Source organism: Chitinophaga sp. H8 (assembly GCF_040567655.1).
In the GTDB taxonomy this organism is placed as follows: Bacteria; Bacteroidota; Bacteroidia; order Chitinophagales; family Chitinophagaceae; genus Chitinophaga; species Chitinophaga defluvii.
Window position 1 is genome coordinate 3380491 of the sequence record NZ_JBEXAC010000001.1, and the last position, 22329, is coordinate 3402819.

Consider the following 22329-nt stretch of genomic DNA (forward strand, 5'->3'; position numbering starts at 1 on the left):
ATAAATATTAACACTATGTTCAGGAACACAAAAGCATTCAGCGGATTCTCCGTGAATGATCTGCAACAAGCGAATGACTTCTACCAAAACATACTTGGGCTTGAAGTTGTAAAAATGAATGGGATGCTGGAGCTTAAAATCGCGGGAGGCAATCCCATCCTGATTTATCCAAAACCTAATCATACACCTGCCACTTTCACCATTCTTAATTTTCCGGTAGATAATATTGAGGAAGCTGTAGCGCAGCTAAACAAGCTTGGGGTACGTTTTCTACAATATGAAGGCGCCCTGAAGACAGATGAAAAAGGTATTTTCCGGGGAGGTGGTCCTAAAATAGCCTGGTTCCAGGACCCTTCAGGCAATATTCTTTCTGTACTGGAAACAACAGCGCACTAAACTGTGCGGGCTAACTAAACAACAGGTATTTATTCATCTACAAACCAGTTATAATGGAAACCACAGCAATTCAGGTGGCACTTGATCATTCCTTCCAGGAATTACTGCATCAGCTGACCACTTTTGATCAGGAACAGCTTAATATAGCTCCTTTTAAAAACAGCTGGACCGCCGGACAACTGGCAGAACACCTTATCAAAGCCAACGGTGGTTTTCTGGAAGTAATCAATGGTCCCGTACAAGATACGCCAAGAGCACCTGATGCCAAGATAGCAGAGATCAAAGGTATATTTCTGAACTTTGAGACCAAGATGCAGGCACCGGCATTCATCATACCAGCGGATATCCATTACGAAAAGCCGTACCTGCTGAGTTCCTTACAGGATATAAAGGCAGGTCTTGATCATGCCACTACTACTTTGGACCTGACGAAAACCTGCCTGGCATTTGAATTACCTGTATTGGGTTATCTAACCCGCCTGGAAGCTGTTTATTTTGTTATTTACCATACCCAACGCCACCTGCATCAATTGAAAAACATTTATCAACAGGTAGTTAGCCTGGTATAACACGCCCGCTACCTGCCAGCCTGTTTGGGTGGATTATCCACTCAAATAGGCGGATCCAGTGATACTGGAGCTAGTGTCCCTAAGCTGCTGGCATTTACAGGAGTGATACCCAGCCTGTCGCACCAGCCAATAAAGCTGTCATAAATACCATCCAATACCTGCTTTTGCTCAGGCGTCAGTTCCAGGGTATAGCTGCGGCTAATTGTTCTGATATGCAGTCCGCGTTTGCGCAGGAAATATTTAGCACTCATCGGATAAGCAATGTGGATCAACGGATCTACCCTGCTCAATTCTGACTGCAGCCATTCTACCTCTGCTTTTTTCGCAGGATCTGTAGCATTATTACACATCCATACTAATATCTCCGGATAAAAATTACCGGCAATAGCAGACATTCCTTTTGCACCTGCCTGCAGGGAGGTCACCGCATTAGGCGTGTGTGCATCATAAAACTCAAAGCGTTGGCTACCATTGGCTTTTGCCAGGTCCAGTTTCTCCTTCACCTTTTGAGGATCAATAGAAGTATCCTTATGATAAACAATACGGTTGGTTTCCAGCAGGTGTTTAAACACACCTGGCGTTAAAATACGTTTATAAGGTGCCGGGCATTCATATAGTCCTAACGGAATATTATCCGTTAGTTTTAACATCTTATCAAAATTGGCCATTAATACTTCATCACTATCATCAACATTGGCATAGTGACCTGTAATTAATATCACCGCATTGATTCCGGTGTTATAGATCCGTTTTGTAAACTCCACCTTATCGGCGATGGTAAGTCCGAATGAACCGGTACCTACTACTGGTACGCGACCATCTACATACCGTACAATATGCCTGGTAAGTTCCAGCCTTTCATCTTCGCTGATACTATACATCTCGCTGCTAAGACAATTGGCAAAAAAGCCCTTTACGCCAGCGGCAAGATAAAAATCTATAAGTTGCGTTACCGCATCCAGATCTACTTTCGCTTTAAGATTAAAGGGTGTGATCATCACCGGCACGAACTTCTTTTCTGAAAACATAAATAACTGAGTTATAGGATTAAATAAGAATTGATCTGCTACGGGCAAAGCTACCAGCAGCAAAACTAACAGGAAAAGCCACAGGTAAATGGGGTGATGGCAAAATGTTATACATACCAGATAATATCATACAAACTGCTGCAAAAAACATATAGGAAACACATGCAGCTATCATGTATTTTTGTTTCATTGGCCTATTATCCACTATTAATGTTATTTCATTGAAAAATTTCTCCACGTTAGACGTTGTTATTATTGCCGCATACCTGGTTGCGATGGTGTTGACCGGTCTCTTTTTTTCCAGGAAGAATAAGAATGTAAGTCAGTTTACCAAGGCTTCCGGAAGCATTCCCGGATGGGCCATCGGACTATCTATATATGCCACCTTTTTAAGCAGCAATACTTTCCTGGGGGTACCGGGCAAAGCATTTGGCACCAACTGGAATGCTTTTGTATTCAGTATCTCCATGCCATTTGCCGCCTGGGTAGCCGCCAAATACTTTGTACCCTTTTACCGGAAAACCGGAGAAGTATCCGCTTACTCTCACCTGGAGCATCGCTTTGGACCCTGGGCACGTACCTATGCGGTGGTGTGCTTTTTATTAACCCAGCTGGCCAGAATAGGCTCTATTTTCTTTGGTATCGCACTCACCCTGCAGGCTATTACCGGGTATTCGATGTTTTCTATTATGCTGGTAACAGGTATCTGTATCATTCTCTACACTGTTTTCGGGGGCATGGAAGCTGTGATCTGGACAGAGGTGGTACAAGGCATCATTAAAACGATCGGGGCCTTCCTGATCCTTTATCTGATCATAAAAGATATTCCCGGTGGTATTCCCCAGATCATTGATATAGGCATGCAGGATGATAAATTCAGCCTGGGCAGCTTTGCACCGGACCTTACTGCTTCCACCTTCTGGGTCGTCTTACTCTATGGTTTCTTTATCAACCTGAATAATTTCGGGATGGATCAGAACTATGTACAGCGGTATCATACGGCTACTTCTGCCGAGGCAGCATCCAAATCTATCTGGGTATGCGTTTGGTTATACCTTCCTGCATCCCTGTTATTCTTTGTAATTGGTACCTGCCTGTATGCCTATGCACACGTACATCCGGAGATCCTCAGCGGTGTACGCCTGCAGGTAGCAGCAGAGCAGTTTCCCGGCGCCTCTGCTGCCAAGCTGAACGAGGTAGCGGCCAACCTGGCACCCAATGCTTATGGCGATAAAGTAATGCCGCATTTCATGGCTAATAAGATCCCTTCCGGGCTGTTGGGCCTGATAGTATCCGCTATCCTCTCTGCCGCCATGAGTACGATCAGTTCGGGTATGAACGCTTCTGCCACCGTTTTCAGCCTGGATATTGTAAAAAGATATTTTAAGCCTAATATGACCGACAAGCAGATGCTCTGGCTCTTATTGTCTACCACTGCTATCGTAGGTGTGCTGGGCATGGGTACAGGTATTGCCATGATAGGTGTGAAAAGCCTGCTGGATATATGGTGGGAACTTTCCGGCATATTTGCCGGTGCGATGCTGGGGTTATTTCTGCTGGGTATTATTTCCAGGAAAGCAGGTAATGCAGAAGCGGTTACGGCTACCATTATCGGGGTATTGGTAATCATCTGGATGTCGGTACCCAGTATGATTCCTGATCATCTGCAGTATTTAAGAAGCCCTTTTCATAAAAGCATGGTGATTGTAATCGGTACACTGGCAATATTCCTGATAGGCGTATTACTGACAAGATTCCGCAAAACGCCAGCAAAAGTACATGCATAAACCGGGGGGCTACATAGCCCCCTGCTCATACAGATTAGCGTACATACATTTACGCTTAAATTCGTAAGGAGTTACTCCCTTTATCTTTTTAAAATGCCGGTAAAAATTAGATACATTATTGAAGCCACATTCAAAACAGATCGCATCTGTAGAGATCTTGCCTTCAATCAACATCTTACAGGCCTGACTGATCCTTATTTCTGTCAGGAAATCATTGTAAGTCTTGTTCGTCATCTGTTTAAAATAACGGCAAAACGAGGTAACACTCAGGTTGGCAATCAATGCAATTTCTTCCAGGGAGATGTCCTTTTTATAATTCTTCAGCGAATAAGAACATATTTCATTCAGACGGATATTTTCCGCATCACTGGACCTGTAGAAGGCATTGGAAGAAGAAATATAATCCAGGTTATTGGAAATAGAAATAAGATGCAATACGGACATCATCGTCACCATTCTTTCCATTTGGGAAGATGCTACGGCCTTATACATTAACGGCACTACAAAGTCCCTGGTATCCCCTTCTATTACGAGGCCATTCCTGGCATTGGAAAACAACTTCTTCATAGGTCCTGCCTCCGGAAGATTTATGAAATCTTTCCCGAAACAATCCGGCAGGAACTGGATAACAATGGCTTCTGCTTTATAAGCAGGGTCGTTTTGGGTATATGGCTCATTACAACGCCAGGTATGCGGCAGGTTTTCCCCCAGCAACAATAATTCACCTGCACTAAAGTTCTGTACACTGTCACCTATCAACCTTACCCCTTCTCCCCTGATCACATAATGCAATTCAAGCTGCGGGTGATAATGCCACTGGTTCCCGAAATTCGACCCAATTGAATTCCGGATACTGAATGAGCTTTGTTCATCCTGTAAAACTTTATGAAAGTGCGCTTTCAAAATCTGTTAAATTTTAGCTTGTTTACAATGCTTTACCCCGTTTAAATTTACAAATATTAAAAAACATATTAGGCATTTATGGGTCAGAAATGATAATTTCAAGGAAAAATAGGCTAACATATTACAATCCATGGACAACCATTTGTTTAAGCATAGGCCATTACCAATATAAGTGCTATCTTTGCCCTGTGCAGGATATTATATACATAAAAGCTGCGACCTCTTTCTCCAGGTATTCAGGTATTTATAAAAGTCTCTTTTTACTACCTGAAAAGAGTTATTTCTACTCCAATTTCAAAGACTTCAATACACTAACCCCCGCCTGATCACTCATTCCAGCGCCGGGGGATACCATTTACTACCGATGATTTTCAATCATGGCGATTGCCTGTATCCCGAATACAGCAATTACACAGGCATTTCTATGCATTAGCATGCAGGAATGACCTGAAGAAAAACTATTGTATTTAATACCGAAAAATGAACAATCATGTCAACTAATCATATACAGCCCGTTATTTCCAAAGATGATCACGATTTACTGATGAACTACGCCAAAACAACAGGCGCCATACAACTAAAAGAGAAGATTCAAAAGGCGAAAGTGATAGATAAAGCTGATTTACCCCATGATGTGGTGCGCCTCAATTCCAGAGTAGTGGTGCGTGATAAGATGGCCCGGCGCAATTTCATATACCAGCTGTCTGTGCCCGGAAACAATCAAACCGCAAGCACCGCACTTTCACCGATAGGTGTAGCGCTATTGGGCCTGCAAAAAGGACAGGATGTAAGTATACAAGCCGCAAAAGGCAAGAAATACTACATTGTCATGGAGGTAACTAACCCGGTAGGATAAGGGTCATTTTGTATTGCTCCTGCCATAAGCATAAAGGCTCCGGTTTTTACCGGGGCTTTTTTATTTATCGGAGATATATGGCTTATATCGGTGTATTTGGTCGTTTGTCGATTCCCGTGTATCCCGCTTATTGCCGCGCTTATTTTTATGCTATAAAACGTATAAAAATGAGCCTATTCAGTATATTAAAAAAATGTGTACCTGGTGTAGTGATCCTGGTAGTGGTGTTATTTTTAAAAAACGGGCCGTTTTGCCATAACCTGAAGACCCCACCGCCTACGGTAACAATAGATAAATGTCTGGATAAGATTTTTCCGGAGCAACCGGCTATCAATGATGGCAAAAGGAGACAAAAAAATGACAGCAAGCCCAAGGCCAGGATAGATGAAACCAAAACCCTAGATATTCCCATGCAATTCAATTAAAACATCATCTTACGGATGGCATGTACATAATGACGGCCCACATTTATTTCCATACCATTGTCTAGTACGAGAAACATCTTTGTAATGTCCCGGTACAGCTCTTTAATACAATTAATATTGACAATAAAAGAACGGTGAATCCTCATAAACAACCTGGGGTCCAGCTTATTCTCAATAGCTCCTATACCATATGAACTCAGATAACTGCCTTCATGGGTATAGATTACTGTATAATCCCCTTCTGCCTTTAGATAAGTAATAGTTACAACATCCAGGCATTTTAAACGTTTGCCATTTTCTACCAGGATTCTGGTGGGGAAAGTTACCGGCCGGTACAGCCAGCGGGAAGAAGGGTTTTCAGGCAACATATATGCCGGGTCCTGGCTTAACTGCGGCTTACATTCGTTATTTCCGGAGAAGATCATTTTTAGCTGATTAATTATAGATAGCATCAATGAGCCAAAAGTATCCCTATATCCGCACTTCCTTTCTGACGTATGTCAGGTTTTTACCAACCGCTCCTCATCCTTCTTTACGGCCTACTTTATTCCTGATCCGGCTAAGACTATCCTGGTGGATACTCAAAAATGAAGCTATATATTTTAACGGAATGGTACGTATCACTTCAGGCTGGCTTTCCAGTAGTTTCAGATAACGTTCTTCCGCTGTCAGACACATAATATCTATTTGTATATCCTGCATCCAATTTAACAACCTGTCTGTATGTGCTTTTTCTATATCTGTTGCCATTTGGGTTTTGGCCAGCAACGCTATTACATCTTCCCTGTTCCATTCGAGTGCATTTACTTCCGTTAGGGTTTCAAGGGCACAAGTAGACGGATGCTGGTTTAACAGATATGTGGTGGTAGACACAAAATCATTGCTGGAAACAATTCCCAAAGTAAAGTCCATATCATTGTGCATCCTGAATAAACGGACAATACCTTCATTCAGAAAAAACAATTTCTTTACCGGTTTTCCCTGCTGCATAATGATAGTCTGGGGAGGAATCACCACCTGTTGTGTGTGGGTTGCGAATATTTCCAGCTCTTCCGGTAAAATACGCACATGATGCTCCCGTAGCCATTGACAGATTTTTTCAAACATATATTCATGTAATTTTTTCGGGATCACCGGAAAACAGGTAAGCAGTTTGTCCTACGCCTGCCCGGCCTTCTATCAGTTCCTTCATGATAAGTTGTAGATCTTTTTTCATCAGGGAGATCAATGCTTCCAACTGGTCCAGCATGCTGGAGCGGTCATTGAGTGCATCTGCCGTATATTTCCCCCCATTCCCAAAATACAGTTCATAGGTACTGCTATCTTTCAGTGACAGCTGATCCAGCGAAAGCCATTGTGCTTTCAGGGACTCTCTCAGAGAAGGCTTGTCTTCATTAAAAGGTAAATTGAGATAATACCATATCAAAGGGGGAAAGTTGGTGGTGGAATCAGCTCCGTACCAGATATCACGAAGATGGTTCCGTGGGTGTTCAAACTGAATATTACGTTCTATCTTCAACGACAGGATACCCAGGGTAGCTTCTACCACCCCTCCCGCAATAGCAATCTCTTCAGACAGGTTCTCATTACTTTTAGACAAATTCATCACACCTACCAGCAATCCTGTAGCCGCCCCGGTAATAATAGCAGCCACCGTGATTTTCCGTTCCGCATTGCCCACCTTTTCGCGTAGCAATTCCTTTAACTGATCTGCACGTTCTTCTTCACAGTCCAGTTCTGCCGCAGTAGCAGATATTTCGAGGGAGGCCAGATCCACCCGATCAGCCACAAACTGTTTTAATTCCAGCCAGTGCAGCCGGTCTTCTATAGTAAAAGCAGCTTTTCCTTTTTTTTCCAGTTCTATCAGTTCCCTCAACTGCTTTTCCACCCCTAATAACCCCGCCAGCTGCCAGCTTTTTTTAGAAAAGCGGACCAGCTCATCCGGTGTTAATGGCTGATGCAGATCAGGCTGTTGCCAAACGTAATTTCTTGGTGTAGTGGGTGCACAATTAAGGGATATCTGCTGCAAACGGTTTTGTACTACTGTTTTGCCCATTTTACAAGCAAAAAAAGCAGGTAACAAGATAGATAGCAGCCAAAAACCCTTCCTCATAAACTATAAATTACAAATTTATTTACAGCAAGTATAATAAACCTGCTGCAAATATATAGCAGGCACATGATGCCGCTATCTTATAAAAGCTGGTGTTTAGCAATGGAAAATCAAGGAGATGGGGAGCAGGCACAAAAAAGGCTCCGGTTTTCACCGGAGCCCTTGATGTTTCCGTTTTCCTACGCTGGCATTACCCAGATCAGGTGTTTTGGGTTTGATCTCAGATCTGTTTTACCAGACCACCCCTTTTTAGAAACTTCTGATTATATACCTGAAATAATCGTGCCATAACCCAAGCTGCTTATATACCAACATTCCTATTATATGTACCTGCTTAATTAACATATACCAATAGGCATTTCAGCTAAAAAGAATGGGTGTAGCGCGTGGAATAATACCCTGGCATAATTTCTACACCTGTCGCAATACCTCACCATTTTGTCACCATATTCTACCTCAAAATTCATTTAAAATACGGCCTGTAATTTGTGCCCCATTTTCTGACAGATGAAGCGGCATATGGAATCATTACTCGTTCCTACAGATTTTTCCGATACTGCGTTGCACGCGGCAAAATATGCATGCATGCTGGGCAATCAGATGCATAGCAAACGTATCATCCTGTACCATGCTTATCAAACCGTTATTCCAGCTACAGACCTTCCTATTTATCCCACCAGAGACCTGGAACAGTTCAAACAGGAAAGCCTCCGGTCACTGCAGGAATGGTCGCATCATGTTACCCCCTTCCTTTCGGGTATGGATATGATTATTAAAACAAGTGACGATACCCTGCCTGTGGCGGTAAATGCGCTTTGTCATAAAGAAAGGGTATCATTGGTCATTATGGGTATTACCGGTAAATCCCAGTTTGAAAATGTTATCATAGGTAATAATGCCATTAAAGTTTTGGAAAGCAGTGAGTTTCCGCTCTTATTAGTACCTCCACAGGCACCATTGAGGGATGTAAAGAATGCTATTTTTACAACTGACCTGGAAAATGTTCACGACACGATTCCACTACAACGGCTGGATACCTTATTGCATGCCTTAAATGCGCGTTTATGGATACTGAATGTAGCTCCTCCGGACAAGCATCCATCCCGGTCTTCCGAGTTATCTGACCTGCACCTGTTACTGGACAGTTACAAACCAGTTTATCACTTTACCAGTGACACGGATATTGTACAAGGCATTATCCATTTTGCTCATGAAAAAGAAGATGCGTTGATCATATTAGCCCCAAAAAAACGAGGGATATTCTATCAGCTGTTTCATCAGAGCATCACCAAAGCACTGGCCTACCGTGTTACTACGCCTATTATTGCCCTTCCACCTAAAAAAGCTGCCAGCGCTTAGCTGATTTTAGTACCTAACAACGCCTGCATTAACCTGCTAATATTATTTCACTTATAAATTACAACATCATGGCTATTGTAAAAGTAATTGAGGTCATTGCCTCTTCCGAAAAAGGAATTGAAGACGCGTTGCAGAGTGCGGTGAAAGAGGTATCTAAAACCATCCATAACATAGATTCCATTTATGTGAAGGATATTAAAGCGCATGTTAAGGAGGGCAAAATAACTTCCTATGGCCTCATTTGTAAAGTATCCTTCCGGATTGATAGCAAGGAAAGATAATCAGCATACAGGAGCCTGCCATTAGCGCATATTCCCGGATGCTATGCTGGTCTATCCCTTCTTCTGCGCATGTAATGTCATCTGCAGGAGGAGGGATTGTTTTGCATAGCTTTTATGTATATTTAGATAATTCCCCAGGTAAAACATGCGTATATCTTTCAAATTCCACGAATCAGCAATACCTGTGATGCTTTTATGCCTGTGCTTGTTATTGGGTATCCCTTTGGGTCGGGCGCAAAGCAAATTCAGCGTTATTGCCTTCTACACCGCAAAAAACGATCAGGCACATATCAGCTATGTACAAGAAGCCAATAACTGGTTTGCAGCAATTGCCAGGCAATATCAATTTACGTATACGTCTACAAAAGACTGGAATAATCTAAACACTGCATTTCTGGCGCAATACCAGGTGGTGCTTTTTTTAGATACGCGACCTGATCATCCGGATCAAAGAGCTGCTTTCAAAACCTACATGGATAACGGAGGGGCCTGGATGGGATTTCACTTTGCAGCCTTTGCTTTAACACCTTCAGATTTTCCGCAGAACTGGGACTGGTATCACGATACGTTCCTTGGTTCAGGATCTTATGTGAGCAATACCTGGAGGCCCACTGCCGCTATATTACATGTGGAAGATCGCCAGCACCCGGTTACTAAAAACCTGCCTGTCACCTTTAAGTCAGCCCCCAACGAATGGTACCGATGGTCCAACAACCTGCGGGCCAACCCTGACATTAAAGTACTGTTGTCTATAGATCCCTCCAGCTTCCCGCTGGGCACGGGCCCAAAACAACATGAAATATGGCACAGCGGGGATTATCCGGTAGTGTGGACTAACAAAAAATACCATATGCTCTATGTAAATATGGGGCATAATGATATTGATTACGAACATGGTACCAATAAAACCCTGTCGTTTACTTTTGCTAACCCCATACAAAATCAGCTGATTATTGATGCCTTATTATGGCTGGGCAAGGGAGCCGGAAAGCAGCTACCACATTCCCCTGCTGCTCAGTAAGGCGGTGGACTTACAGCAGTCCAGCCACCATCTACCACCAGACTTTGGCCGGTAATATGCCGCGCTTTATCAGAAACCATAAACAGCACTGCATTAGCAATGTCTAGCGTACTAGCCGGACGGCCCATTGGTGTAATACCGGACCATACCTTCTCATAATTAGCATCTTCCAGTGTTCGCTCTGTGAGTGTGGCACCAGGTGCGACTGTATTTACATTGATCTGATGCGGCGACAGTTCTATCACCAGGTTTTTAGCCAGCATTTCCAGCGCCGCTTTAGTCATACCATAAGCTGCTAATCCTTTATGTGCCTGATGGCCTGTTACAGAAGAAGTAAATAATAATGAGCCTCCCGACCCCTGCTTATTCATTTGTTGCGCAGCTGCCTGGGCCAGGAAAAAGGTACCTCCCAGATTCACATCCAACACAGCCTGAAATGATTTCCTGGGATAATCCAGGAAATCCCCGAATAAAGTAATCCCCGCATTGGCGATCACAATATCCAACCGACCATATACTTTTACAGCAGTATTGATCATAGCGGAGATGATCTGATCATCGGCTGTATTGCCAGCCACGGCCGTACAATTACCGCCTGCATCCCGGATGCTTTTTTCAGCAGCTGCAGCTAAGTCCGGATCAAGATCATTCAATATTACAGATGCTCCTTCTGCCACCAGTTGCCGGGCTATCTCGAATCCTATGCCCTGCCCTGCTCCGGTTACAATTGCGACCTTCGATTCAAATGATTTCTTTGCCATTTCTTTTTGAGTTTAATTTGAGTTGTCTGGCATTTCAGCACCAGACCACTTTAAAAAACAATCCAGCAGATGATACTATAATACACAATCAAACGCTTCCACACCATTGGTGCCAGGCTTTATCATATATACGTTGCCGCTATCGGGATACTCCCGAAGCTGCTGTTCACTCAATTCCTTGCGGGCGGTAGTGATAACAAGATGATCCAGCTGTTCTCCTGCAAAAACACAACAACTTACATTAGGTACGGGTACTTCTACAAAACCAATCATTTCACCGGTATCCGGATTCCACCTACCCACGCCAAAACCACCCCAGAGTGCTACCCACAACATCCCTTCTTTATCGATGGTAAAGCCATCCGGTGTGCCTTTTTCTTCAGGCACCTTTACTGCTACCTTTTCAAAAATAATCTCTCCTGTTTCCTCCTTGTAAATGTAAGACCTGATTTCATGTGTAACGCTGTCCGTATGGTAGAGCCGTTTATTATCCAGTGACCATGCCATACCATTTGAGATAGTCACATCCGGTATTCTTTCATGCGCCTGATGGGCAGCATCAATACAATACAAAATTCCACCAGCCGGTGCATGATCAATTTCAGTAGTGCCAATCCAGAGCCTCCCCTGATTGTCGCAAATACCATCATTACAACGAAGCGTTGTCCAGTCCAGTCCTAAATCCGTAACAGGGGAAAGCTGACCGGACAACAAATTAAACCGACCTACGCCACCCTGCATACATAGTATTACTTCCTCCTTATTCTTCCCTGGCACTACCAGCGAAATCATGTGGCCTACCTCCCATTGCTGTACCTGGGCAGTAGTCCAGTTATATTCAAAAAGCCTTCCTGCCAGGATATCTACCCAGAATAAGCTATTCCTTTGCTTATGCCATAAAGGCCCCTCACCTAAACCGCAAACGGAAGGATGCAATAACGTTGCTTTCATAAAGTGTAATTTCAAACGGGATATTCCTTCTCCTCTCTACGGTGAAGGATGATTTTAATAAAGCCTTTAATATAGCAAAAAACTGATTATTTTTTCTGAAACATAGTTTCCTCCCGGAAACTAACTTGCTTTGGCCTTACTTATTTCTCTAGCTTTGTATGTACCGGTAGTCTAAAGTTTGTAACATATGAAGAACAAAAAGTTAGTGCCAGCCATCACGCATAATAGCAGATGCCTTTACTATACACAAAGGATGCTGGCTTTGCGGGATGCCATGGAGCTCCTTAGCGGCAAATGGAAAGTGCCCATTATCTGCACACTCAGCTTTCGGGGTAAAATGCGGTTTACAGACCTGATACAGGAAGTAGAAGGGATTGCTGCCAAGATGTTGTCTAAAGAGCTTCAGATACTTGAGGCAAATGAATTAGTTACCCGTACCGTTTGTAATACAAAACCTGTAACAGTAGAATATGAAATAACGGAGTACGGCAGAACCCTGGATAAAATCCTGGTAGATATTGTGAACTGGGGCCATGCGCACCGCAACAGGATCATGCCGGGTCAGGCCAGCAAATCCATAATCGCCTTGCCTTTACCATCCGGTGTGGTATAAAAGGGCCGCTTCTCCACTTCATACTGTGTATCTTCCGGTATCCCCAGGGTATGATAAATGGTTTGATGTACCTGATCTATTTTTACGGGATTCTCAATGGATTTACAAGGACGCTCATCTGCTGTTTTTCCATATACAAACCCTTTCTTAATACCACCACCAAACATCAGCATAGAACAGCCATCTGTAAAATGGCGGTGCATGCCATAGAACTTCATTTCAGATAAAATATCCGGCTGATTTACCTGTTCCAATACTTTGGCATCCGGTCTTCCTTCTACCATCATATCCCGGCTGAATTCACTGGCGATAATCACCAATGTACGATCCAGGTGGCCGCTCTTGTCCAGGTCTTTGATCAATTGTGCCACAGGAGCATCAATCATTTTCTTCATGTCCACCATGCGGGTATGTCCGTTTTCATGTGTATCAAATCCCATGAAAGGTTCATATTCCGTGGTTACGCTGATAAAGCGGGCTCCCTGTTCTGTGAGACGTTTTGCCAGCAAACAGCCCAATCCGAAACGCCCGGTATTGTAAATATCATAGCTTTCTTTGGGTTCCTGGCTCAGGTCAAACGCTTTAGCCTCTGGTGAGTTAAGCAGCATATATGCCTGCTCCATAGACCGCTTCAATGATTCTTTCTGATAATCACTCCCCAATTCCCCTACAGCACTTTTGCTGATCAGGTCATTATATAACTGATTTCTTTTTTCAAAACGCTTGGCATCCATTCCTACGGGAGGGCGCACACTTTCCAGTCCCTGCCGGGGATCAGGAATAAAAAAAGGAGCATATTCATTACCTAAAAAACCGGACGTATGAAAAGCTTTCAGTTCTTCCGCCTCTCCTACCGTCATACGCTGGCCGATATCAATAAATGCCGGAATAACAGGATTCTTTGGGCCAAGCTCTTTGGCTATCCAGGATCCGATATGTGGTGCAGCCACCGTTTGCGGGGGTTCATAACAGGTATGCCAGTGGTACTGGTGCCGGGAATGGAGGATATGTCCCATATCAGCCGCCACATACGACCGGATCAGGGTGCCTTTGTCCATCACCTTTCCAATTGATTGCAATCCTTCTGAAAAATGAATACCATCCAGTGCGGTAGGCAGTGATTTGAAAGTGCTGAGCACCCGGTTACCTTCCATGCCCTTTTCAAAAGGTGTATAACGCTTAGGATCAAATGTTTCTGTATGTGCCATTCCTCCGGCCATCCACAGGAGTATCACAGTATCAGCAGTAGCGGCATTAGCGCCCCATTTGCTTTTACCACATCCACTCAGCATACTTGCAATAGGTGCAGATGCGGCCAATGCAGCCAGTGTGGCCGCACTTGATTTTTTAATAAAATCCCTTCTGTTCCAATTGGTTGACATGCTCACATTTTTTGTTGGTTAATAAATCAACTGAAATTCCGGTAATAACGTCATCGCCCATATAAAATCCTGTATCTCCGCTGTTGTTGGTGTACTGCCTAAAGCTTTCTGAGAAACAGCCTGTTCTTCAGGAGAAGGTAACCGTCCCAGTGCATTCCGGTAAATCTCTTTTACCATTACACCTGCATCCGGATACATACCTTTCCATTTATCAGCACCACGTTTAATCGCATCGTTAAACTGTACCCCATTGGTCAGCTCCAAGGCTTGCAGTAAACTTGCCTGGGATGATCTGCTAGTAGAAACAGTTTCCCGGTTAGGGCGCCCCAATGCTGTCAGGAATGCATCATTTTTCACCAGGGCAGCGCGTGCAAAAGGAATTTCCTTTTTAACGTGCTCCGGCAAAAGCGGATATACTACTACACTGTCAGGATATACCGGATAAATAGCACTGCTCACCGCATCCGTAAACTGTTCTGCCGTAAGCCGCCTGCGCAACATTCCGCTAAACACATAATTAGGTGCTACAATCTCTCCGGCCTCTTTCATTCCTGCAGACGGCAGTTGATAAGTACGGGAGGTAAGTATCGTATAAATCAGTTGTTTGATATCATAACCTTTTTCTACAAAATCCACCGCCAGCCAATCCAGTAAGTCCTGGCTCCACGGTTCATTATCCATTACATCTACCGGCTCTACGATACCACGGCCCATCAGCTGCGCCCATACACGGTTTACCACTGTGCGGTATAATCTACCGTCTTTAGGTTGCACGAGGTAGTCTGCCAGTTGTTTCAAACGCTCTTTTGTGATAGCATTGGGGTCAATAATTCCCAGCTCCTTAAACAGCATACGCCGGCCAGCCATTTTACCGGTAGGCTTGTCACAATGATTAATTTCCAATGTAGTATCAGAAAACACATTGGCAAAAGCATATGCATCCTCCAGTTTCCAGTCGCTTACAAAACTATTATGGCAGGAAGCACATTTGAGATTCAGTCCCAGGAATACCTGCGCCACGTTTTGTGCGGCCTGCATTTCAGTGCGCTGGCTGGAGTTAATAGTTCCCCTCCATTCAATCCCCCGTATAAAACCACGGGATTCATTGGAAGGACTGATCAGTTCTTTTACAAAATTGTTGTAGGGTTTATTTTCAACCAATGAAGTGTAGAGCCATTTGGTAATGTCTGACCGGCCGCCGGTAATATAGCCGGTACCACTATAGTCATTACGCAGGGCATCATTCCAGAAAGTAAGCCAGTGTTGCGCATAATCGTTGTTACGGTTAAGCAGGTTAAGTACCAGGGTATTCCGCTTATCCGGTTGCTTATTCTGGATAAAGGCATCTATACTATCCACGGGGGGTAACAAGCCGGTCACATCCAGGTATACCCTACGGATATAAGTACGGTCGTCTACCAGATTATGCCAGCTGATTTTATGCTTTTGAAAATAAGCATTTACAAAACGGTCTACCGGCGAAACGAGATCGCCGGTAGCGGGTGGGAGGTCTGGTGTTCTTGGTTCCAGTGCCGCTACACGGAATACACTTTTTTGTTCTCCCTCTGGCCAGGGAGCCCCTTGTTTAATCCAATAGTCGAGCACCGCTACTTCCTCTTTGGTAAGAGATTTGCCCTTAGCAGGCATTGCCTTTTTGTGACTCTTTGGTAAAAGAATGCGCTTCATCAGCTCACTCTTTCCCGGGTCTCCCGGCACAATTACCACCCCGTTTTCTCCGCCCTGCATGGCAAATGCCTTGGTATCCAGTCTTAGTTTACCTTTTACCTTCGCTTCGCCATGGCAATTATTACAGTTATGGGCAAAAATAGTACGCACCTGCAGGTTCAGGTCTTGTACCTGCACATCCGTTAGTGGCCCGGTATGCCCGGCTAATAAAAAATTGCCCGCTCCCGAAGTATCAGCAGAGGAATCATTACCTGGTATCACACTCGTCAGATAATCTTCGCCATGGGTTAGTCCTGCACCATAATGCCCGGCAATAGTAACACCAACCACTGTGAATGTGAGTAATGTTTTCCGGAAGCGCCATTGTTTTAAATACCCACCTGCTGTAATGCAGGCAAATACCATCGTAGCAATACCCGTCCATTGATGTATGGAAAGTGTATCTCCTCCATAATCTTCCGTATTGGATAAAAGCAACCCAAAAACAACAGCCGCTACTGCTGAGATAGCTCCGATAAAAACCAGCATCCGTATACCGGCCCTAAAACTATCTGCTTTACGTTTCCCACCTATCACCTCCATCAGTAATGCCACTACCAGCAAGCTGACAGGGAAATGCACTACCATGGGATGTAACCTTCCCAGGAATGACCAAAACCAGAAATGGTCACCTGTAGTCCCCTCACCGGCTACTACAGGTGTTACCGCTGTTATGGTCAGCAATATAGTTGCAACCGTCATACAACAATGTTTAAATACACCATGCAGTAGCTTATTCCTGCTTCAGCATAATATTGCGATATTCTACTTTCATGGGTGGCCCAACATGCACCTGTATGCCTAACATTCCTTTCAGCTTTCCATTCACAGTATCCTTGTCCGTTACGTCACTCATTAAAATGCCATTGATATAATGTTGCAAGTGATCTCCTTTCACGATCAGATGACACTCATTCCAATCTTCGCTTTTGATATGGGTTTTTAAGGAATCGATATCTCCTAATGATCCGGTTACGGCAGCGGTTACCCAGGCATTATTCTTGCTTTCGCCCGGTACTTCTGCAGTAGGAGCAGGTATCATCGTTTTTTGTCCGCGATAAGCCAATGTAGTCCTGCCGCGTTCTTCATAATTCTGCCCGGTGTAGTTATTATTACCATCAATATCTGCCTGATATCCCTTCATGGCATGCGGAATACCTTCAAACATTTCACTACGGTAATTAATCCCGCTATTACCATCTTTAGTAATCCGGAACTCTGCCTTAAGTTCAAAATCACCCGGCTGACCACCCTGCCAAACAATAAATGTGTTTGTCTTGAGTGGTTTATCCGGTGTAACCTGCCCTACCAGTTTACCATCTTCTACATGCCAGTAAGTAGTATCCCCTTCCCAGCCATCTAATGTTTTACCATCAAATATTTGTACAAAACCATCTTTGCCTCCTGTATTGCCACTGGATTGACATCCTCCGATCATTAACCCCACTGCTGCTATTGCCAATGGAATATATCTTGAAGCTGCTGTTTTTAACATCCTTATTTTTTTTGTGATAGATTTAATATTAAACACTATTTGCCCTGGGTATCCTTCCAGGTGCCTGAAGCAGCAGAGTCCAGTACTGCCTGACACACCTGCTGTGTTTCGTAGGCTTCTTTGAAAGTAGGTGAGCAAGGAGCTCCTGTTTCCAGGCTTTTCAGAAAATCTGCTACCTGATGTACAAAAGAATGCTCATAACCGATACCTAAACCAGGTACCCACCATTTATCCATGTAAGGCTGATCCCCATCAGTAACATGAATAGAGCGCCAGCCACGCACCGTAGAATCATCTGCATTATCAAAGTATTCCAACCGGTTCAGATCATGCAGGTCCCAGCGGATAGAGGCATTTTCACCATTGATTTCGAAAGTGTATAACGCTTTATGTCCACGGGCATAACGGGTAGATTCAAAAAGTCCCAGGGAACCATTATTAAAATGGCACAGGAAAGCACAAGCATCATCAATATTTACTTTTTCTACTTTACCGGTAAGCTGGTGCATCCTTTCCTTAACAAATGTTTCGGCTACTGCTGATACATTTTTAATGCCTCCGTTGAGCCAGATAGCAGTATCGATACAATGGGAAAGCAGATCTCCCACTACGCCAGACCCTGCCACATCCGCATCCATGCGCCAGAGCCCTTCGCCTCCTTGTGGCAGGTTGGCATTAATAGTCCAGTCCTGCAAAAAGTTAGCACGGTAATGAAAGATCCGACCCAGCTTTCCCGAATCAATGATTTTCTTGGCCAGGGTTACCGCCGGAAGACGACGGTAATTATACCAGATAGTATTTTTAACACCTGCCTTTTCGATGGCATCTACCATCTGTTTGGATTCCTCCAACGTACGGGCTAAAGGCTTTTCGCACAGTACCATCTTGCCTGCCGCTGCTGCAGCGATAGCAATCTCTGCATGCATATCATTGGGCGTACAGATATCCACCGCATCAATATCCTTGCGGGCAATTATTGCTTTCCAATCTGTTTCCACAGATTCATATCCCCATTGTTCTGCGAATGCTTTTACTTTATTTTCACTACGGGAACACACCGCTTTTAATACAGGTGTGTAAGCGAGTTCAGGGAAAAAATTCCTTGCCCTTAAATATCCATTGGAATGTGTTCTGCCCATAAAGCCACATCCTATTAATCCAATATTCAGTTCTTTCTTTTTTGCCATAATTGCTACTGATTAAGGTTGTTGAAAAATAATACCGGTGGTCATGCTATTCAGCTTCATACCAACCATGCATACGGCGCACTTTTATCATCGCTCCAAGGATATCATTCCAGGTTTTAGGCTGTGTCATTACCTCATTAGGGAACATACAGCCGTCCCAACAGATATGCCTGAACGCTTTTGTAAGCGCTCCATTATCGTCGCGCAACCAATGACCGGCATCTTTTGCAATGTCCAGTTTGCCGTTAGGATCAGCTGCAGTGCAATGACGTCCGGTTTTATCATGTGATCCCGTACCATGCACCGTACCATCATTTTGTGCTACGTGGAAATCTATTGTCCATGGACGGAGGGCATGCGTTAATTTTTTAAGCGCTGCCGTCAGTGTCTCCCGGTCATTCCAGTCAAAATCAACCGGCAGTATGCGGTCTTCCGGACTGTTATATCCCAGGAGATACAAAAAGGTGTGGGACATATCCGCCTGAAAACCAATATTAGGACGGTCCACTGCTTCCAGGGTATCTATCATCGCTTTCCAGCTATGCATACCACCCCAGCAGATCTCTCCTTCTGCCGCCAGCTTTTCTCCGTAATCCGCTGCAACATCACAAGCCTCGCGGAAAGTTTGTGCAATCAGTTTTGTATTACCTGCCGGATCCTTTGACCAGGCTTCCGGGCCAGTAGCAGAATCAATACGTACTACGCCTCCTTTACGGATGCCCAGTTCTTTTAACTGCTTCGCTACCTGGCAGGATTTACGCACCTGCTCTACAAAACGTGCCCGGTCTTCTTTGCTGCCCATCGCAGAACCTCCACTGGGAGGCCATATTGGCGCTACAATACTGCCAATTTCGAGTTGGTAAGATCCTACCTTATCTGCCAGTTTTTTAATTCCATCCGCAGAACCATCAATATCATAGTGAGGACTAAAAAGCCCGATATCAATTCCATCAAACTTAACACCGTCCACTTCCGCTGCAGCAGTCATCTGCAGCATAGTATCTATACCTATCACCGGCTCAGAATCTGGTCCTTTTCCAACAATACCAGGCCAGGTAGCATTATGAAGCTTAGGATAATTATTTTCTTGCATAACGTTTAATTTTATTTCCAGAACAGAACATAATAGCTAATTGCTAAAAGCCAATAGCTAACAGCTTATTTTAAAACCAGATCAGGGTTTCCCGGTCCAAAGTGTTTCAGCATCACAATAGGATCTGTAGCAGAAGCGTTTACTATTTTAACCCCTTCCACAGCAGCCTGTTCGCTGATAAAAAACTCATCATTAGTCAGTTGCCCGTAACGGATCAGGGAAGGCGTTTCTATATCCCACACACCCATTTTACCATGGCCCTGCATCATAATGATACCATAAGCTGCACTATCTTTTATCACCACCGTTGCACCTGGTTGAATGGTCAGCTCTTTCGCACTGAAAGCATCTGATTTATAACAGATCCAGTTTTCCGTATATCCCGCAGCCTGCATTTCTGCCAGGGGTTTTACCGGCTTAGGCGCCATGTAGCGGTTTTCATGAATATTAGGATCCAGGTTCAGATCCCAGTCTATTACATCCAGCAGGGCCTCAAAATCGCCTATGCTTTCTTTTGGTGTACCATTCCACAATAGCTCTTCCGGAATAATCGCTTCATTTACCAGTGACTGGTACATGGCAAATACATCCGATGCTTTCTGTGGTTCATAAGTACATAAGCTACCTGGTGCGTGCAATAATCCTGGCGGCACATCCCATCCTGTTCCCGGATCTAGCTTAAAGGCCTGGGAATAGCTGGTGATCTTGTTATCACCCTTGGTAAAATTCTTCAGACACTCACGGATCTCATCTCTGGTAGTACCCGGAGAAATTCCCATAAATGTGTAAGGAAAATCACCCCCATGATTATTGAGCTGAGGTGGAAAATAATAAGCTTCCGGTTTGCCCAGCTGCCCAATCAATGCCGCTTTTTCGTCATTATGATGTATGTGATGGGGAAGTGGTCCCATATTATCAAAAAACTTGGAGTACATAGGCCATGCACCATAAGTATCCCACAAACGCTTGCCGATCACCGCACCTTTCAGCTCGCTGATCGCATCTTTTAATAAGATACGTTCTTCTTTTGTACCGTCATTAAAAATCACAACGCTTAACCCTTCATTTTCGCCGGTTAATGGCCCATTCTTGGCGGGTGTAGTAGATGATAACCAACGTTCATCAATACCACCACGTACGCCACCCAATACATAATAATCGTCCGGATGAAGTTTAATCCTTCTTCCTGGTACACAAAATGATCTTGGTACCCAGTTAGGTGCCAGACGTAAAATTCCTTTTCCCTGATCAAAGGCTTTTTGAGCTAAACTTAATTTTTCCATTGGTTACAATTAATATGATTTTCAATTCACGTTAGTGGTATCGTTTAAAAATTTGTTGATGGCCTGCTGGTCGGTCAATATCCTGATATCCAGATGATAATTACATTGCTCTCCTGGTGCCAGCTGACGTAATGTACCTTGCTCTCTGGCCGCTTTCTGACCGATAGGTGGGTTAGTACCAGGCTCAAGCCCCATAATATACTCCCCTTCTCCCCAGTGCTGCCAGTTGGTTAGCCAGGGTAATTCCTTCTTCCGGAATTTTATAGCTACCGCCATATTGAGTGCAGGATTATACACCCCGCACGTACAAGTACCATCAGCATCTGCTGCCACATCAATGTAAGCAGCAGCTTCTCCCGTACCTGCATGACTGGCCAACGGAGGCGGACAGGTGTAAAAATCATTTCCTTCCCGGAAGATCTCACTGCTTTTTTCATCCCTGGATGTCCAGCTACCATTCCAGATGATACGGGCTCCTTCATCTACTATTGGCCAACCAAAATTCATATGATATAACAGCATATGTGGCATAGGGGTATTGCCCCGGTTGATCACTTCGTCCTTTACCTGAATACCTGCTTCTCCCAGTACACCTGAAATGGTGCGTTTCAGAATAAGGTTGGGCCCTAATGCAGTAGCTTCCCGGATAATACCCGTAATACTCATCTCCAGCTTGCCCATAGCGGGGTCTGGCTGTATGATGGATATAATTTCAGCAGGTGCATTACTGATTCTTCCATGCAGGCTGCGTTCTCCAAATGCATCCTTATCGGGACCTCCAACATGGGAGAGCCCACAGGTAGTAATCAATCCGCCACCAAAGGTTCGCAACCATTCAATGCCCTTATCCGAAAAGGGCGCTGGAGGTGTGATGCCTGTACAGCTCAGCCAGGACAAATTATGCTGATTATAAAATGCATCCATAATATCCATCGCCCGGTCAATTACCACCTTATAACGAAGGCCTGTACCTGTATTGATCCAGGCGATCCGCACTCCTCTGCCCGGACCATTATCGATGACCGCTGTTTCTATCCCTCCCAGCTGTGCATGATGGGATATTTTGCCTTTCCATTTCGGATCACTCATAATGCCACTTTT

The 22329-nt window shown here is 44.2% G+C and carries 23 protein-coding genes; 9 read left to right on the forward strand and 14 right to left on the reverse strand.

Going from position 1 to position 22329, the window contains the following annotated elements; genetic code table 11:
- Positions 1-15: 15 nt before the first annotated feature.
- Both ABR189_RS12835 and ABR189_RS12840 read left to right on the forward strand, forming a co-directional pair.
- A complete protein-coding gene (locus ABR189_RS12835; RefSeq protein ID WP_354660899.1) occupies positions 16-396 on the forward strand; it encodes a VOC family protein in 381 nt (126 codons plus the stop codon).
- A 53-nt stretch (positions 397-449) separates the two neighbouring features.
- Positions 450-965, forward strand: a complete 516-nt coding sequence (locus ABR189_RS12840) for a DinB family protein (protein ID WP_354660900.1) — start codon at positions 450-452, stop codon at positions 963-965.
- A gap of 41 nt (positions 966-1006) precedes the next feature.
- On the opposite strand, the gene ABR189_RS12845 is transcribed toward ABR189_RS12840, so the two are convergent.
- On the reverse strand, positions 1007-1993 hold the full coding sequence (locus ABR189_RS12845; RefSeq protein WP_354660901.1) for a dihydrodipicolinate synthase family protein: 987 nt from the start codon (positions 1991-1993) through the stop codon (positions 1007-1009).
- Between the two features lie 221 nt (positions 1994-2214).
- Between ABR189_RS12845 and ABR189_RS12850 the strand changes: the two genes are divergently transcribed.
- Positions 2215-3780: a sodium:solute symporter family protein gene (locus ABR189_RS12850; RefSeq protein WP_354660902.1), complete on the forward strand. Its 1566-nt coding sequence runs from the start codon at positions 2215-2217 to the stop codon at positions 3778-3780.
- Positions 3781-3789: 9 nt separating this feature from the next.
- On the opposite strand, the gene ABR189_RS12855 is transcribed toward ABR189_RS12850, so the two are convergent.
- Entirely contained in the window at positions 3790-4683 is an 894-nt protein-coding gene (locus ABR189_RS12855) for an AraC family transcriptional regulator (protein WP_354660903.1), read from the reverse strand.
- A gap of 490 nt (positions 4684-5173) precedes the next feature.
- On the opposite strand from ABR189_RS12855, the gene ABR189_RS12860 reads away from it, so the two are divergent.
- Positions 5174-5539 (forward strand): GreA/GreB family elongation factor, encoded by a 366-nt coding sequence (locus tag ABR189_RS12860; RefSeq protein WP_354660904.1) that lies wholly within the window; start codon positions 5174-5176, stop codon positions 5537-5539.
- Positions 5540-5706: 167 nt separating this feature from the next.
- Positions 5707-5964 (forward strand): hypothetical protein, encoded by a 258-nt coding sequence (locus ABR189_RS12865; protein WP_354660905.1) that lies wholly within the window; start codon positions 5707-5709, stop codon positions 5962-5964.
- Here ABR189_RS12865 and ABR189_RS12870 read toward each other — a convergent pair.
- The 3 genes from ABR189_RS12870 to ABR189_RS12880 all read right to left on the reverse strand — a co-directional run bounded on the left by ABR189_RS12870 (position 5961) and on the right by ABR189_RS12880 (position 8077).
- The gene (locus ABR189_RS12870) at positions 5961-6389 is read right to left on the reverse strand and encodes a LytR/AlgR family response regulator transcription factor (protein ID WP_354660906.1); all 429 of its coding nucleotides are present in this window, start codon (positions 6387-6389) and stop codon (positions 5961-5963) included. The genes ABR189_RS12865 and ABR189_RS12870 overlap by 4 nt on opposite strands.
- Positions 6390-6486: 97 nt before the next feature.
- On the reverse strand, positions 6487-7071 hold the full coding sequence (locus tag ABR189_RS12875) for a Crp/Fnr family transcriptional regulator (RefSeq protein ID WP_354660907.1): 585 nt from the start codon (positions 7069-7071) through the stop codon (positions 6487-6489).
- Positions 7072-7075: 4 nt separating this feature from the next.
- Positions 7076-8077, reverse strand: coding sequence for a hypothetical protein (locus ABR189_RS12880; RefSeq protein WP_354660908.1), 1002 nt, complete (start codon positions 8075-8077; stop codon positions 7076-7078).
- 519 nt (positions 8078-8596) lie between these two features.
- Between ABR189_RS12880 and ABR189_RS12885 the strand changes: the two genes are divergently transcribed.
- The 3 genes from ABR189_RS12885 to ABR189_RS12895 all read left to right on the forward strand — a co-directional run bounded on the left by ABR189_RS12885 (position 8597) and on the right by ABR189_RS12895 (position 10738).
- On the forward strand, positions 8597-9436 hold the full coding sequence (locus tag ABR189_RS12885; protein WP_354660909.1) for a universal stress protein: 840 nt from the start codon (positions 8597-8599) through the stop codon (positions 9434-9436).
- A gap of 68 nt (positions 9437-9504) precedes the next feature.
- On the forward strand, positions 9505-9717 hold the full coding sequence (locus ABR189_RS12890) for a dodecin family protein (RefSeq protein ID WP_354660910.1): 213 nt from the start codon (positions 9505-9507) through the stop codon (positions 9715-9717).
- A 145-nt stretch (positions 9718-9862) separates the two neighbouring features.
- Positions 9863-10738, forward strand: coding sequence for a ThuA domain-containing protein (locus tag ABR189_RS12895; protein ID WP_354660911.1), 876 nt, complete (start codon positions 9863-9865; stop codon positions 10736-10738).
- Here the strand turns inward: ABR189_RS12895 and ABR189_RS12900 are convergent.
- Positions 10732-11499 (reverse strand): SDR family NAD(P)-dependent oxidoreductase, encoded by a 768-nt coding sequence (locus tag ABR189_RS12900; RefSeq protein WP_354660912.1) that lies wholly within the window; start codon positions 11497-11499, stop codon positions 10732-10734. The genes ABR189_RS12895 and ABR189_RS12900 overlap by 7 nt on opposite strands.
- A gap of 75 nt (positions 11500-11574) precedes the next feature.
- The gene (locus tag ABR189_RS12905) at positions 11575-12450 is read right to left on the reverse strand and encodes an SMP-30/gluconolactonase/LRE family protein (protein WP_354660913.1); all 876 of its coding nucleotides are present in this window, start codon (positions 12448-12450) and stop codon (positions 11575-11577) included.
- 187 nt (positions 12451-12637) lie between these two features.
- On the opposite strand from ABR189_RS12905, the gene ABR189_RS12910 reads away from it, so the two are divergent.
- Complete coding sequence (locus ABR189_RS12910; protein ID WP_354660914.1) at positions 12638-13063, forward strand: winged helix-turn-helix transcriptional regulator; 426 nt, start codon at positions 12638-12640, stop codon at positions 13061-13063.
- On the opposite strand, the gene ABR189_RS12915 is transcribed toward ABR189_RS12910, so the two are convergent.
- The 7 genes from ABR189_RS12915 to ABR189_RS12945 all read right to left on the reverse strand — a co-directional run bounded on the left by ABR189_RS12915 (position 13012) and on the right by ABR189_RS12945 (position 22317).
- Positions 13012-14445, reverse strand: a complete 1434-nt coding sequence (locus tag ABR189_RS12915) for a DUF1501 domain-containing protein (RefSeq protein WP_354660915.1) — start codon at positions 14443-14445, stop codon at positions 13012-13014. The two genes, ABR189_RS12910 and ABR189_RS12915, sit on opposite strands and share 52 nt — an antisense overlap.
- 18 nt (positions 14446-14463) lie before the next feature.
- Positions 14464-16872 (reverse strand): DUF1549 domain-containing protein, encoded by a 2409-nt coding sequence (locus tag ABR189_RS12920; RefSeq protein ID WP_354660916.1) that lies wholly within the window; start codon positions 16870-16872, stop codon positions 14464-14466.
- A 31-nt stretch (positions 16873-16903) separates the two neighbouring features.
- Positions 16904-17665 (reverse strand): 3-keto-disaccharide hydrolase, encoded by a 762-nt coding sequence (locus ABR189_RS12925; RefSeq protein ID WP_354660917.1) that lies wholly within the window; start codon positions 17663-17665, stop codon positions 16904-16906.
- A gap of 35 nt (positions 17666-17700) precedes the next feature.
- On the reverse strand, positions 17701-18852 hold the full coding sequence (locus tag ABR189_RS12930) for a Gfo/Idh/MocA family protein (RefSeq protein WP_354660918.1): 1152 nt from the start codon (positions 18850-18852) through the stop codon (positions 17701-17703).
- Positions 18853-18898: 46 nt separating this feature from the next.
- A complete protein-coding gene (locus tag ABR189_RS12935) occupies positions 18899-19945 on the reverse strand; it encodes a sugar phosphate isomerase/epimerase family protein (protein WP_354660919.1) in 1047 nt (348 codons plus the stop codon).
- Positions 19946-20010: 65 nt separating this feature from the next.
- On the reverse strand, positions 20011-21228 hold the full coding sequence (locus ABR189_RS12940; RefSeq protein WP_354660920.1) for a class I mannose-6-phosphate isomerase: 1218 nt from the start codon (positions 21226-21228) through the stop codon (positions 20011-20013).
- A 21-nt stretch (positions 21229-21249) separates the two neighbouring features.
- Positions 21250-22317: an aldose 1-epimerase family protein gene (locus ABR189_RS12945; RefSeq protein WP_354660921.1), complete on the reverse strand. Its 1068-nt coding sequence runs from the start codon at positions 22315-22317 to the stop codon at positions 21250-21252.
- Between the last annotated feature and the right edge of the window lie 12 nt (positions 22318-22329).

Bases quoted from the DNA above. Each gene is read 5' to 3' on its own strand.
- ABR189_RS12835 (WP_354660899.1), top strand. From the start codon at position 16: ATGTTCAGGAACACAAAAGCATTCAGCGGATTCTCCGTGAATGATCTG.
- ABR189_RS12840 (WP_354660900.1), top strand. From the start codon at position 450: ATGGAAACCACAGCAATTCAGGTGGCACTTGATCATTCCTTCCAGGAA.
- ABR189_RS12845 (WP_354660901.1), bottom strand. From the start codon at position 1,993: ATGTTTTCAGAAAAGAAGTTCGTGCCGGTGATGATCACACCCTTTAAT.
- ABR189_RS12860 (WP_354660904.1), top strand. From the start codon at position 5,174: ATGTCAACTAATCATATACAGCCCGTTATTTCCAAAGATGATCACGAT.
- ABR189_RS12865 (WP_354660905.1), top strand. From the start codon at position 5,707: ATGAGCCTATTCAGTATATTAAAAAAATGTGTACCTGGTGTAGTGATC.
- ABR189_RS12870 (WP_354660906.1), bottom strand. From the start codon at position 6,389: ATGATCTTCTCCGGAAATAACGAATGTAAGCCGCAGTTAAGCCAGGAC.
- ABR189_RS12875 (WP_354660907.1), bottom strand. From the start codon at position 7,071: ATGTTTGAAAAAATCTGTCAATGGCTACGGGAGCATCATGTGCGTATT.
- ABR189_RS12880 (WP_354660908.1), bottom strand. From the start codon at position 8,077: ATGAGGAAGGGTTTTTGGCTGCTATCTATCTTGTTACCTGCTTTTTTT.
- ABR189_RS12885 (WP_354660909.1), top strand. From the start codon at position 8,597: ATGGAATCATTACTCGTTCCTACAGATTTTTCCGATACTGCGTTGCAC.
- ABR189_RS12890 (WP_354660910.1), top strand. From the start codon at position 9,505: ATGGCTATTGTAAAAGTAATTGAGGTCATTGCCTCTTCCGAAAAAGGA.
- ABR189_RS12895 (WP_354660911.1), top strand. From the start codon at position 9,863: ATGCGTATATCTTTCAAATTCCACGAATCAGCAATACCTGTGATGCTT.
- ABR189_RS12900 (WP_354660912.1), bottom strand. From the start codon at position 11,499: ATGGCAAAGAAATCATTTGAATCGAAGGTCGCAATTGTAACCGGAGCA.
- ABR189_RS12905 (WP_354660913.1), bottom strand. From the start codon at position 12,450: ATGAAAGCAACGTTATTGCATCCTTCCGTTTGCGGTTTAGGTGAGGGG.
- ABR189_RS12910 (WP_354660914.1), top strand. From the start codon at position 12,638: ATGAAGAACAAAAAGTTAGTGCCAGCCATCACGCATAATAGCAGATGC.
- ABR189_RS12915 (WP_354660915.1), bottom strand. From the start codon at position 14,445: ATGTCAACCAATTGGAACAGAAGGGATTTTATTAAAAAATCAAGTGCG.
- ABR189_RS12920 (WP_354660916.1), bottom strand. From the start codon at position 16,872: ATGACGGTTGCAACTATATTGCTGACCATAACAGCGGTAACACCTGTA.
- ABR189_RS12925 (WP_354660917.1), bottom strand. From the start codon at position 17,665: ATGTTAAAAACAGCAGCTTCAAGATATATTCCATTGGCAATAGCAGCA.
- ABR189_RS12930 (WP_354660918.1), bottom strand. From the start codon at position 18,852: ATGGCAAAAAAGAAAGAACTGAATATTGGATTAATAGGATGTGGCTTT.
- ABR189_RS12935 (WP_354660919.1), bottom strand. From the start codon at position 19,945: ATGCAAGAAAATAATTATCCTAAGCTTCATAATGCTACCTGGCCTGGT.
- ABR189_RS12940 (WP_354660920.1), bottom strand. From the start codon at position 21,228: ATGGAAAAATTAAGTTTAGCTCAAAAAGCCTTTGATCAGGGAAAAGGA.
- ABR189_RS12945 (WP_354660921.1), bottom strand. From the start codon at position 22,317: ATGAGTGATCCGAAATGGAAAGGCAAAATATCCCATCATGCACAGCTG.